At 74.4% G+C, this 13,217-nt stretch carries 6 protein-coding genes; 2 read left to right on the top strand and 4 right to left on the bottom strand.

The window, feature by feature from the left end; all coding sequences use genetic code 11:
• Positions 1-62 precede the first annotated feature (62 nt).
• The gene (locus C1701_RS22940; RefSeq protein WP_103056578.1) at positions 63-1,553 is read right to left on the bottom strand and encodes a condensation domain-containing protein; all 1,491 of its coding nucleotides are present in this window, start codon (positions 1,551-1,553) and stop codon (positions 63-65) included.
• Positions 1,554-2,001: 448 nt separating this feature from the next.
• Between C1701_RS22940 and C1701_RS22935 the strand changes: the two genes are divergently transcribed.
• On the top strand, positions 2,002-5,199 hold the full coding sequence (locus C1701_RS22935; protein WP_051314400.1) for a non-ribosomal peptide synthetase: 3,198 nt from the start codon (positions 2,002-2,004) through the stop codon (positions 5,197-5,199).
• Between the two features lie 276 nt (positions 5,200-5,475).
• Positions 5,476-6,555, top strand: coding sequence for a beta family protein (locus C1701_RS22930; RefSeq protein WP_337661890.1), 1,080 nt, complete (start codon positions 5,476-5,478; stop codon positions 6,553-6,555).
• Between the two features lie 364 nt (positions 6,556-6,919).
• On the opposite strand, the gene C1701_RS27800 is transcribed toward C1701_RS22930, so the two are convergent.
• From C1701_RS27800 to C1701_RS22915, 3 genes are read right to left on the bottom strand one after another with little or no spacing between them, the layout of a single operon-like run.
• Positions 6,920-7,192 (bottom strand): acyl carrier protein, encoded by a 273-nt coding sequence (locus C1701_RS27800; RefSeq protein WP_035293188.1) that lies wholly within the window; start codon positions 7,190-7,192, stop codon positions 6,920-6,922.
• On the bottom strand, positions 7,189-9,633 hold the full coding sequence (locus C1701_RS22920; RefSeq protein WP_337661889.1) for a class I adenylate-forming enzyme family protein: 2,445 nt from the start codon (positions 9,631-9,633) through the stop codon (positions 7,189-7,191). The genes C1701_RS27800 and C1701_RS22920 overlap by 4 nt, the downstream gene beginning before the upstream one ends.
• A gap of 7 nt (positions 9,634-9,640) precedes the next feature.
• Positions 9,641-12,772 carry a non-ribosomal peptide synthetase gene (locus C1701_RS22915; protein ID WP_026420689.1) on the bottom strand — a complete coding sequence of 1,044 codons (3,132 nt, stop codon included), beginning with the start codon at positions 12,770-12,772 and terminating at the stop codon, positions 9,641-9,643.
• Positions 12,773-13,217 lie beyond the last annotated feature (445 nt).

Here is a 13,217-nt window from a genome sequence, read left to right as displayed (position 1 = left end):
TGTGCTTGCCGTTCCCCTACGGCCGCGTCTCCTGCCCCGCGGGCTCGACCTGACCCGCCTGGTCAGACCGGGGCGGCCCCCCAGGCGAGCAGACGTTCCCGTTCCGCCCGGTCGAACAGCTCAGCGCGGGAGATCCGCCTGCCCGGTTCGGTGACCAACGACGCCAGCAGCACGGTGTAGTGGTGCAGGAGACGGCGCACGGTCTCGGGTTCGAACAGGTCCTGGGCGTAGAAGACGCGGCCCTCCAACGGGGCTGGCCGGTGGTCCTCCACGTGGATCTCGACGTCGAACCGGGTGTGGGAGGAGCCCACGTCGAAGCTGGTCGCCTCGACACCGGGCAGGGACGCCGTCGTCCCCCCGCCCCCGGTCGCCACGTCGAACCAGACCTGGACCAGCGGGTTGCGGCTGAGGTCCCGGATGGGGACGAGCCGGTCGACCAGGCGGTCGAAGGGAACGGCACGGTGTTGGTGGCCGTCGAGCAGGGCGTCGTGCGTCCGGTCCAGCAGGACCTCGAAAGTGGGGTCCCCGGAGAGGTCGCCGTGGGCGGGCAGGGAGTTGGCGAAGAACCCGATCATGCCTTCCAGTTCGACCTCGGTCCGACCGTTGCTCGGATAACCCGTCAGGACGTGGGACAGACCGGTGTAGCGGCCGAGCAGGACGTGGCAGGCGGCCAGGGTGACGGTGAACACGGTGGTACCCCGGCGTTCGGCGAGCGCGCGCACCCGGTCCGACACCTCCCCGGGCACCACGAAGTCGAGTGCGCCTGCGCGGTGCGAGGGCAGGTCGGGGCGCGGGCGGTCGGCGGGAAGTTCGAGCACGGTGGGGATTCCGGTCAGGCGGGACACCCAGTGCCGCAGAGAACCCTCGATCCGCTCCTCCGTCAACGTCTGGCGTTGCCAAGCGGCGAAGTCCGCGAACTGCGCCGGCAGCGGCGGCAGGTCCGGTGACCGTCCGGCCCGGTGGGCGGTGTAGGCCTCGGCGAGTTCCGCGTTCCAGATCGCCAGCGAGTCGCGGTCGAAGACGATGTGGTGGAACACGGTGGACACCACGTGGTCCTCGGGGGCGAGCCGCAGCACCCGCGTGCGCAGCAGGGGCCCGGTCCGCAGGTCGAAGGGGACGTCGTGGTCGTCGGCGAGCAGTTCCCTGGCACGGCGTTCCGGATCGGGGTGCCCGCCGACGTCCTCGACGGTGAACTCCGTTCCGCCGTCCTCGTCGACGCGGTGGAAGGGTTCGCCCGCCGCCTCGTCGAACCGGGCGCGCAACGCCTCGTGCCGTGCCACCACCGCCGCGACCGCCGACTGGAGCGCGGGCAGGTCCAACGGGCCCCGGAACCGGGTGACGCTGGGCACCGTGTAGGCGACGCTGCCGGGAACCAGCCCGTCGAGGAACCACAACCGCCGCTGTTCGTAGGAGAGCCGCGGAGGGTCGGCCCGCGTGACGGACCCGATACTGGTCCGTTCGCGCCGTGCCCGTCCCGCCATTCGGCGCTGGAGCAGTTCCTCGACGGTTCCGGCGGTGCTGGTCGCGTTTCCGGATTCCTGCGCTTGGTTCACGTCCGAGGCTCCTCATTCCCATCGCGCTCCCGGTGTTCCTTCCGCGCCGCGCGCCGGAAAGCCACCATCCGGGCCAGCATAGGAAGCACCGGGCGGATTCTCCGATGCTGGAAATGGTGGGAAGGAGCCTTTTCCCCACGCCAGCGGCCGCCAGGCCGACCAGCGGGGACGCGCCGAGGTCCGTCCGACGACCCGACGTCGTTGTCGCTGGACAGGATGGCCATTCCGTCCTGTCCCGCCGGCGGGACGACTCGCGGTTCTCGGAGTCCCCCGGGGGCGCGGCTGAGCGGGAAGTCGCGGTTGCTCGCCGTTCCGGGGGCAGGGGGGACATTCGTAGGCTGAGCACGTTTCCCCCGTCCGTCCACACCCGAGCACCGCGGGAATCCTCGCTTTCCGGCCGAACCCGTGTTCGCTCCCGGGTGAGGCCCACGTCTTCTCGAGGTATCCCGTGACAGAGGACACAACGACCTGTCGGCCGACGGACACGGCGGCCGAGGGCACGGTCTTCCCGTTGTCGTCGGCGCAACGGCGGCTGTGGTTCCTGCACCAGCTCGGCCTGGGCGACGCCTATACCGTGCCCGCGCTGTACGAGATCACCGGGGAGCTCGACGTCCCGGCGCTGGCCGAGGCGGTGCGCTCGCTGGCGTCCCGGCAGGAGGTGCTCCGGATCCGGATCACCATGAACGGGGGCTGGCCGGGTCAACGGCTCGGGCCGGCCGAGGCGGTCCGGTTGGAGGTGGCGGATCTGCGGGGCACCGGCGACGCTCGGGGTGAGGCCCGGCGCCGGGTCCTGGACGAGGTCGCCGCCCCGTTCGACCCGCTCACGGGGCCCCTCGTCCGGGTCGTCCTGTACAGGCTGACGGACACACGCGCCCTGCTGCTGTTCGCGGCACACCACCTGGTTTTCGACGGCGGGTCGAGGCCGACCCTGGAGGCGGAGCTCTCCGCCGGCTACGCCGCCGCGCGGGGCGGAGGAGCTGAGCTCCCGCCGGCCGGGGTCGGGTACCTCGAGCACGCGGCCCGGGAGGCCGCCGCCCGCGACACCGAGGACGACGCGGAGGACCTCGCGTACTGGCGGGAGGAACTGAGCGGTGCCGCGGTGCTCAGCCTCACCCCGGACGTGGCGTCCCGCCGGGCGGACGGACCGGCGGGGGCCGAGGTGGTCCTCCCGCTCCCACCTGCCCTCGACGCGGCGTTGGCGGAGTTCGCACGGCGGCACCGCGTGACTCCGTTCGCCGTGGGCATGGCGGTGCAGTCGTTCCTCCTCGGGTGGTTGGGGGGTGTCGAGGACGTGGTGGTCGGCACGGCCGCGGACGGCCGGCTCGACCCGGATGTCGAGGACACCCTCGGGTGCTTCGTGAACACGGTGGCGATCCGGACCAGCTTGGCGGGGGACCCGTCGCTGGTGGAGTTGTCCGCGCGGGTGCGTGACGGGGTGCTCGACGCCCACGACCACCAGGGACTCCCCTTCGACGAGGTGGTGGCAGGGCTCGGACTGGAACGGTCCGGGGAGGACAACCCGTTGTTCCGCCACTGGTTCGACGTCACCGACGAACGGTCGGACACCGGTGGGGGCGGGCTCCGCCTCCCCGGGTGTGACACGACCCTGCTGCCGCCGCCCGTGGTCGCCGCCCACTTCGAGTTGGAGACGCACCTGCGGTACACCGACCAGGGGTTGTCGGTCGGTGTCGTCCACGACACGGGCGTGTTCACCAGGGCTTGGGCACGCCGGTTCGCCGAACGCTACTCGCGGCTGTTGGTCGCGGCGTTGGGCAACCCGACCCTCCCGCTGTCGCGCATCCCGCTGCTCGACGAGCCGGAGCGGCGGGAACTGCTCGAGCGTGGATGCGCGGGTTCCGCACCGGACCCCGAGGGTGCCGTTGAGGGCACGGTCACCGCCCTCGTCGCGCGCGCGGCGGCCCGCCACCCGGACCGGGTGGCGGTGTCGGCGGGTGGTGTGGAGCTGACGTACCGGCTGCTGGCCGCACGGGCCGAACGGGTGGCGCGACGGCTCGCCGCCCTCGGTACCGCACCGGAGCGGGTGGTGGCCGTGTGCCTGCCCCGGGGAGCCGCGTTCGTCACCGCCCTCGTCGGGGTGCTGCGCGCGGGCGGCGCGTACGTCCCGCTGGACCCCGCACTACCGTCGGCCCGCCTGCGCCACGTCCTCGCCGACGCGGGCGCGACGAGCGTGGTCACCGACCTCGCGACCGCCGACCGGTTCCCCACGACACCGGTGGTGGCGGTCGACGCCGCCGGTGTCGTCGTTGACCCGGACGGGGAGGCGGCCGAGGTCGCCGCCCCTCCCCTGCCAGCCGTGTCCGAGGTGGGGCACCCCGACTGCCTGGCCTACGTCGTCTACACCTCCGGATCCACGGGCCACCCCAAGGGGGTGGCGGTCTCCCACCGCACCCTCGGCGGTCTCGTGCGGTGGCACCTGCACCGGTACCGCCCCCGGCCAGGGGAGCGCACCGCGCAACTCGCCCGCGTGTCCTTCGACGCCGCTGCCTGGGAGATCTGGCCCGCGCTCGTCGCCGGAGCGGCCTTGGAGGTGCCCCCGAACGACGTGCTCGCCAGACCCGACCTGCTCGCCGCGTACCTCGCCGACCGTGGCGTCACCTCGGCGTTCGCGCCCACCCCGCTGGCGGAGGCCCTGCTCGACCACCCGGTACTGACCCGGGGAGGGCTGCGCCGGCTCCTGACCGGCGGCGACGTCCTGCACGCACGGGAGGCGAGGGGCGCCGACATCGAGGTCGTCAACCACTACGGGCCGACCGAGAACACCGTGGTCGCCACCGCCGGTGGCGCCCTGCGGGCCCCCTGGGGCGAGACGACCATCGGCGCTCCCGTTCCCGGTGTGCGGTGCTACGTGCTCGACCGGTGGCTCCGCCCGGTTCCCGACGGGACGCCCGGCGAGCTGTACCTGGGCGGCTCGGGGGTGGCCCGGGGCTATGTCGCCAACCCGACGGGCACGGCGGCCCGGTTCGTCGCCGACCCGTTCGGGCCCAGCGGGGGACGGATGTACCGCACGGGAGACCGGGTCAGCTGGTGGGGTCGGGAACTCCGGTTCCACGGCCGCACCGACCGGCAGGTCAAGGTGCGGGGGTTCCGGATCGAGCCGGGCGAGGTGGAGGCCGTGCTGCTGGCGCACCCCGCTGTCCGGATGGCCGTCGTCGGAGCCTCCGGTCGGGGTGACGTCCTCGTCGCCCACGTCGAACTTCGGCGGGACGTCGCCGTGGCGGAGCTCGCGGAGCACGCCCGCGCCCGGCTGCCCGAACACCTGGTGCCCACCGTCATCCTGCCCGTGGACACCATGCCGATGACGAGCAGCGGCAAGGTGGACCGCTCCCGCCTGCCCGAACCCGCCACCGCGGTGGTGGAGTCCGTGCCTCCCCGGGACGAGGGTGAGGAACTGATCGCGGGGTGTTGGGCGGAGGTCCTCACCTCCGCGCCCCCGGGGGTGCACGACGACTTCTTCGCCCTCGGCGGGCACTCGTTGGCCGCCGCCCGCCTCGCCGCCCGCCTCGGGGAGATCTTCGACGTGGACCTGACGGTCCGCGACGTGTTCGACCACCGGACGGTGGCGTCGCAGGCGGCGGCGGTGCGCGCGAGGGTCCTGGCGGAACTCACCGCCGAGGCGGGGACGTGACGGACCCGGCCGGGTAGCCCCCGCGCCCGGCGACCAGCGTCCAGCGTCCAGCGATGCCATGTCATGCCCCGGCGCACCCGTTCGGCCGATCGAGGTCGAAGCGTCCACCTGGGAACCTGGAAGCCAGGGCAGGAACCAGAGCTGACGATCGCGGCCCATGCCGGGAGGGCCGGGAGAGGACGCGGGCGTGGGTGAACGACGTCGTCACTCCCAGGATCCGCCACCGTGCTCGGGCGTGGCCGCACCGCCCGGTGGGTGCGACACCGCCGTCCCCTCGTGACGGCCGGAGCGGGCGCGGTGCTCGCGGTGAAATGCAGGAAGGCGGAGCTTCGGGCACTGCGGGAAACACCGACGACCGGAAGGCCGGTCGACATCCTGGTGGAGCTCAGCCGGGACGGCGGGCAGGTGGCGGGGCTCGTCGACGCGGCCAAGCGGGCGGCGTGGGACGGCCGTCCGTTGTGGATCGACCCCACCCACCTGGGGCCGGACAGCGCCCTCGCCCGGTTCGGCGACCCGCTCGGCGAACTCGAACGGCGCATCGAGGACACGCTGGGGCTGATCAGGCACGACGCCCCTCCCCTCCTCCCCGTCGTGGCGGCGACGGCCGACGACCGCGAGCGGCGGCACGTTCGGAACCTGCTGGAGCACCAGGCGCGGCCGGTGGCGGTGCGCTGCCGCTCCGCCTCCCAGCACGACCCGGCGTGGCTGGTGGCCCGGCTGCGCGCTCTCAGCACCAGCCTCGGGCTGCCCACCGGTGGGCTGCACCTCGTCCTCGACGAGGGTTTCGTGGAACGGGTGGAACCCTGGCGGGTCCGGAGCGTGGTCTCGCTGGGGCGGTGGGTAGCGGGCGAGGTCCCGCTGGGCTCGATGACGTTGTTGGCCGGGTCGACACCACGGCAGCGGAGCGGGCACGACCGGGTGGTTCGCCCCCTGGCCGAGGTGGACCTGTGGGAGCAGGTCCACCCCGAGCTCGGGTTCCCGTTGCGGTACGGCGACTACGGCGCCGTCCACCCCGCACCCTCCTTCTCCAAGCCGTCCCCCCAGGCTCCACCGAACCCTTACCTGCACTACACGCTGCTCCGGCACCGGCTGACCGTCGCCCGCCGGGTGCCGGGCAGGACAGGACGCGTGGTCCCGAGCGGGGCCTCGGCCCGCTACTTCCGGGAGGTCGCCGAGGACGTGGTCGGGCACCGGGACTACGCGGGACCGGGCTTCTCCTGGGGCGACCGGTGCCTCCACCGGTGCCGGACCGATCCTCGGATCTCGGTGGGTACCGCGCAGTCGTGGATCGCCTACGCGACCTCCCACCACCTCGCCCAGCTGTCCCACCGCCCGCCCGGTGCGCCCGTCCGATGAGGACCACGCTGGGAGCCCCGTGTACCTCCACGTGCCCTGGCGCCCGTCCCGGTGCGGCGACGGCGCGAGGGGCCTGGCCTCGTCCACGGGCGGAGGCCCCTGCCCCGGCCCGGTCGTGGCGACGAGTCCGTCGAGTCCCCCTCGGGCAGGTGCCACCGGGTGCTGCTGATCATGTGCTGGGCGACGGCTGCCTCGCGGCCTCGTCGGGAGTGGCGCTTCCCTCCAGGGCACCCCGGCGTGGCCGGCGCCGTGCGCACTCACGCGGCGGGCGCGCACCCCGGCGACCAGGGGAGGACGACCAGACGCCGCCTCCGTGCCGACGTCCTCCGGGAGATCACCGGCGCCGTCACCGCCGCTGGGCGGGTCACCGGGTGTTCGACGGCGAGGTCCGGGTCCGCACGTAGTCGGCCAGGACGGTGAGGTCGTCGACCAGTTGGGGGGTGAGGTCGTCGTCACCGATCTCGATGTCGAACTCGCGTTCCACGGCCAGGAGGAACCGCACGCAGGACACGGAGTCCAGGCCGAGGGTGTCGAGCAGCCCCCGCCCGGGCACGCTGTCGCGTGCCCCGCCGAGTTCCAGGGTGGACACCAGGAGGTCCCGCAGGGAATCCTCGAGGTGGTCGTGGTCGTGGTTCACTCGGGGCGTCCTTCCGTCGGGCCGGTGGGAGTGGCGGGGGCACGGGCGACGACCTGGCACGGACCGCCGTGGTCGCCGCCGACCCGCACCTCGACGGCCCCCAGGCGGCGCAGGCCCGTCGCCAGGTCCTGGGCGCTGGCCCACGCCGTCTCGCCGCTGGCGACGCGGTCCACCGCCGCCCCGCCGTCGTGGCCCAGGTCCTCCGTGAACAGGTCGTCGACCAGCAGCGTCCCGCCCGGGCGCAGCACGGCGAGCAGCGCGGCGACGTCGGACCCCGGCCCGGGCAGGTGCACGGCGTCCCGGACGACGCAGAGGTCGAAGCGCATCGCCCGCACCTCCGGGCCCGCCACGACCCGCGAGCCGTCGGCGGCTGCCACGGAGTCCTCGTCCGCGCACCGCGTCGGGGCGGTGGGCACCGGGAACTCGTGGACGACGGTGATCCGGCCGGGGACGGCGGAGACGTCGACGGCGGCCGCCAGGTCCACCAGCACACCCGACGCCCGGGGGTCGTGCGCCAGGAGCGTGGTGAGGCAGTGCGGTCCGTCGGCGCTGACCTCCAACACCCGGGCGGCAGGGGGTGGCGCGGCCCGGGCCAGTGCTCGCCGGCCCCGGTCCCGCGCGGTGCCGAGCAGGACGGCGCGGCGCAACGAGGACATCCGACGTGCCGCCTGGACCGCCGGCGCGTCCGCCCCGGGTGGTGGGGCCACCGCCGTGGGGAGGTCCGGTGCGGCGCGGCGGCGGCGTTCCTCGTCGATCGCCGTCCCCAGCGCTCCGGTGGAACCCGGCGGCGGCCCGCCCTCGGCCGGCCCCCTGAGCAGCAGTCCCAGTTCGGCCGCCGTGGTGAGCAGCGCCTCCACCTCGACGGGCGGCAGCCCGGTGTCGGCGGCGACCTCCAAGGCGTCCCGGGTGCCGTCGAGCACGTCGAGGAGGCCGGAGCGCGCGAGCGCGAACACGACGTCGGAGACCCGGTGCGCGCTGGCCGCGGCGAGCAGGGCAGCCGGCTCCGCCGGCCGGTACCGGGGCCGGGCCAGGACCTTCCCGGACGACGCCCGGGGCAGGCTGGTCACGGGGCGGATCTCGCTGGGCAGCTTGTAGGGGGTGAGCCGGGCCCGGGCGAACCGCATCAGCTCCGCCGGGTCGACGGCGACCGGACCGGTCGTCTCGACCTCGGCGAGCACCGCGTTGTCCCCGGCCTCGCCGATCCGCAAACCGGTGACACGGGCTTCCACCACCTCGGGGTGTTCCCGCAGGACGCCCTCGATCTCGACGGGGGACACCCAGCGGTCCCCTCGGCGGATCGCCGTCGACCGCCGCCCCAGCACGGTCAGCACGCCGTGGTCGTCGCCGACGACCACGTCCCCGGTGTCCACCCATCCGTCGAGGTGATCCATCCGCACCGACAGGGTGCCTTCCACACCGGGGGGAACGGGTTGGCCCCCGGCGTCGAGTATCCGCGTCACCGTCCCTGGCACCGGGACGCCCACGGTCAGCGGGGGCACGTGGGGAGGCGCGGTGGCGATCACCCCCGTCTCGGTCGACCCGTACACCCGGGACAGCCCGACACCGTAGGTGGCGGGGAAGTCGCGGGCCAGCGAGGCGTCCACCGCTCCGGCTCCGAGGGCGGCGACGCGCAGCGGCGCGGAGTCCGGAGCGGGACGGCCGCCGGCCCTGGCGAGGAGCAGCCGGGACACGGAGGGAACCAGGGCGGCCACCGTGGCCTCGGTCCGCAGCGCGGAGTCCACCGCGCGCAGCGCCGTCGGCGCGGGCAGGCGGATGTCGGTGCCGACGAGGAGCCCGCAGGCCAACCAGCTCAGGGCGTAGGCGTGCGGTAGAGGCAGCGGGAGCAGCAGGACGTCACCGCGACGCACCCCGAAGCGGTCCCGGTAGTGCGCGGCCTCGACCAGCAGGGACCGTTGACCTCGGGCGACGCTCTTGGGGGTCCCGGTCGAGCCGGAGGTGTTGATCAGCAGCGGCGGGGGTGTTGTGGTCGTCGACCCCGGCCCGCCCGGCCCGGCGGAGCTGGTCGTCTCCAGCTCCGGGCGACCGACGCCGTCCACCGCCCGCACCCAACGGTCGCCACCGGCGCGCCGCAGGACGCGTTCCAGTTCCGGCACGGGGGTGTCGGCCGCGACGAGCAGCGGTACCGCTCCGGCGTCGAGCAGGCCCAGCAACGCCACCAGCCACGGGGCTCCGTTGGGCACGCGCAGCCCCGTCACCCTCCCCCGCACGCCGGCCTCGGTGAACAGCTGGGCGGCCCGGTCGGCGTCGGCCCGGATCTCGCCGGCGGAGCGGCCGTCCACCAGCGGCAGCCCGGCTGGGAGGAGGTCGAGGCAGGCCCGCAGGGTCGGTGGTGTCGACGGCGTGCCCGCGGCGGCGTGGTCGGTGCGTGGTGACGTCGGGCCGGGCGGGGCGGGGGCCGGGTGCGCGTGGTCGTCGGTCATGCCGTGGTCACCTCGCATCCTGGAACTCGGGACGTCCGAGCAGCCCGGCCACCGTCGGGGTGTCGAACACCGCCCGCATCGTGCAGCGGACGCCGAGCCGCCGTCGGATGCCCCGCAGCAACCGGTTCGCGAGAAGCGAGTGCCCTCCGAGCAGGAAGAAGTCGTCGTGCACTCCGACGGCGGGTAGGGACAGGGCATCGGCGAACAGACCGCACAGCACCGCCTCCAGTTCGCTGGTGGGCTCGACCGGGCGTTCCTGCTGCTCCAGGGGGATCTCGGCGAGGGCGTTCCGGTCGAGCTTCCCCCGGCTCGTGGTGGGCAGGGCCGACAACGGGACGAGGCGGGACGGGACGTGGTGTTCGGGGAGCGTCCTGGTGAGCCAGGTCCGCAACTCGGCCGCGGTGGGCGGCGTGCTCGCCTCTCCGGTGCCCCCGGACGACGATCCGCCGGGGGTCTCGAGGACGACGAAGGCCACCAACGCGGCGTCGCCCTGCGCGTCGGGCCGGGTGGTGGCCGCCGCCTCCCGCACCGAGGGGTGCCGCAGCAACGTTCGTTCGACGGCGCCGAGTTCGACCCTGGCCCCACGGATCTTGACCTGGTCGTCGGCTCGGCCCAGGAAGGACAACACCCCGGAGGGGGTCCAGGACACCAGGTCTCCCGTCCGGTACATCCGATCGCCCGGCGCTCCCCACGGGTCCGCCACGAACCGCTCGGCGGTCAGGCCCGCGCGTCCGAGGTACCCGCGCGCCAGGCAGGCACCGGCGAGGTACAGCTCACCGGTGGACCCAGGGCCGAGCCGGCGGAGCCGCCCGTCCAGCACGTACCCGTGGGATCCGGGGACGGTGCCCCCCAGAGTGACCAGGGCGCTGTCCGAGGTGTCGGCCACCATCGCGTCGACGGTGCACTCGGAGGGGCCGTACAGGTTCCACGCCCGCACCCCAGGGGTGGCGCGCAGCCGGGTCCACAACGCCTGGTCGACCGCTTCCCCGCCGAGCAGGACCAGGGCCAGGTCGGGTTCGTCGAGCACCCCGGCGGCCAGCAGTTGCCGGAAGTAGGAGGGGGTGGTGGACAGGACGTCGCACCGCCGGCCGCGGAGGAGGTCGACCAGCCGGTCGGGATCCCGTCGGGTGGCGTCGTCGACCATGACGAGTTCGTGCCCGACCATCATGAACACCAGCGGGTCGAGTGCGGCGTCGAAGCTCACCGGCGCGGTGTGGGCGACGCGGTGCCGCCTCCCGGGTTCGCCGGCGCCCAGGGCCACGTGGTGGCGCTCGGCCAGCGCCGCCAGCGACCGGTGTTCCACGACGACTCCCTTGGGCCGCCCGGTGGAGCCCGAGGTCCTGATCAGGTAGGCCGCCCGTCGAGGGGGTATGCGGGGGGCGTCGAGGGCGGCCTGCCGTGCCGGCGCCGACGACGGTCGGGTGTGGACGTGGGGCGGGGTGGGGGCGCCGTCGTGCGCCAGCCGCAACACCGACGTCGTCCGCTCGACTCCGGGCAGCAGCTCCTCGGTGGTCAGCAGGTGTCGTGCGCCCAGCTCCTGGATGGCCTCCCGCAGCTGGTCGGGGTCGTCCTCGGCGGGAAGGGACAGGGCGGTGCCGCCGGCGCGCAGTACCGCGAGCAGCGCCACGCACCAGCTGACCGTGCGGGGGAGGACGACCGCGACCACGTCCTCAGGGTCCAGGCGCTGGTCGAGGAGCGACGCGGCCAGTCGCCGGGAGGCGGTGTCCAACGCGGAGTAGGTGAGGCTGGTGCGCGCGTCCCGGACCGCGATCTGCCCGGGCAGCCGGCGGGCGGTCGCCGCGAACACCGACAGGACGGTGGACGGCCCGCCTGCGGGGAGGGGCGTCTCCGCGAGCGGGTCCGGAAGGTCCGGGGGCGGTCGGTCCGCCTCGGCCAACGGCAGGTCGGGGTGGGTGGTCAGCTGGGCGAGCAGCCCCACGAGGCGGGTGCGGTGGGCTGCCACGTCCTCGTCGGTGAACCCGATGGGCGGGAGGTCCACGTCGAGGGTGAACCCACCGTCCGCGGTGGGCCGCACCGAGATCGTGAGGTCCTCGACGGGACCGTTGGCCAGTGCCTCCAGCTCGGCGGGGTGGGGCCCGAAGGAGGGGGCGGGGTTGAACGGCAGGATGTTGAGCATCGCTCCGCCCTGGAGCCGTCCCGAGTGGACGACCCCCAGTTCCCGTCGCAGTTCCTCCAATCCGTAACGCTGGTGCCTGGTCGCGCGGAGGATCTCGTTGGCCGCGGTGCTCTCCAGTTCGCGGAAGGACGTGTCCGGGCCGACGGTCAGCCGGAGCGGGACGACGGTGGCGGCCATACCCGGGACCGCGGCGGTGGCCGGGTCCAGCCGGCCCGTCATCGGCAGGCGCAGGACCACGTCCTCCGCTCCCGTGAGCCGGTGCAGGTAGGCGGCGGTCGCCGCGACGAACAGGGCTGGCCCGGCCCGGAGGTCGGAGCCAGCTGCGTTCCTCCAGCTCGGGGGGAGCGCCGTGCTGGCGCGCGGGGGTCGCCCCGCCGCCCGACCCGCACCGGCGGTGACGCCGACGGCACGGGGGCGATCGGCGAACCGGCTCGTCCAGTACCGCCTGTCCCGGTCGTGGTCCCGCGAGCGGCGGTATCGGATGTCGGCTTCGGACAGCCGTGCCGCGTCGGGGAAGGCGGTCGGCGGGAGGGGGCGGCCGGTGAGCAGCGCGTCGTACACGGCCTCGGTGCCCTCCCGCAGCAGTTCGAAACCGGTGGCGTCGAGCACCAGGTGGTGCGCTCGGTGGTACCAGGTGACGGTGCCAGTGCCCGCCACGACCAGGGTCTCGGCGAACGGGGGACCGGTCTCGGGGTCGAATGGCCGGGCGAGATCGGCGGCGACGAAGGACCGGGTCGCCTCGGCGGGGTCGGTCTCGTCGGAGAGGTCGACGACGTCCGGGGACCACCGGGCGGGGTCGACGGGAACCAGCCAGGGGCCGTCGCCGTCCTCCTCGACGCGCACGTGGAGCGAGTCGGCCGCACGGAACACGACCCGCAGCGCCTCCGCGAACAGCTCGGGGTCGGGGCCGCCGCGCACGGTGAGCGTCGCCGCCACCGTGTACCGAGGGTCGTCGGGTTCGAGTTGGTGCGCGCGCCACACTCCCTGCTGCACCACCGACATCGGTCGGCGCACCGCCGACGGGGAACGGGACTGCGGTGTGCCGACCGGCGGCGCACCGCGAATCTCCCGCGACGCGTGTTCGCCCAACGGAACCTCCCCACGGCACGGGGACCGCGCTATTCGCGGATCGACAGCGGCCGATGCTACCCAGCAATTCAGCGGCGCCGACAGTGCGGGAACGGCACGTTTTCCCGTGCCCCTGACCACCGGCGGGCGGGCCCGGCGGTGTCCCGCCGGCGGGACGGGCAAGGCTTCCACCAGGACCGTCGTCGGCGTGACACCGACCATCGCCCGCCGTCCGCCGTTCGCGACCCGGATACGAATTCCCTTCGCCGCGATATTGGGAGCGGCGTTCCGGGAGCCGTAGCGTTTTCCGCCGGACCGGTTCGCGCATTCACGCGGACGGTTTCCCGGAACGGTTCGGACACCCGCGCGGGCCCGACGA

Source organism: Actinoalloteichus sp. AHMU CJ021 (assembly GCF_002895405.1).
Lineage (GTDB): Bacteria > Actinomycetota > Actinomycetes > Mycobacteriales > Pseudonocardiaceae > Actinoalloteichus_B > Actinoalloteichus_B caeruleus.
Note: the sequence above shows the minus strand (reverse complement) of the source record. Positions and strands in the feature narration are given on the sequence as shown.

Bases quoted from the DNA above. Each gene is read 5' to 3' on its own strand.
- C1701_RS22915 (WP_026420689.1), bottom strand. From the start codon at position 12,772: ATGTCGGTGGTGCAGCAGGGAGTGTGGCGCGCGCACCAACTCGAACCC.
- C1701_RS22920 (WP_337661889.1), bottom strand. From the start codon at position 9,633: ATGACCGACGACCACGCGCACCCGGCCCCCGCCCCGCCCGGCCCGACG.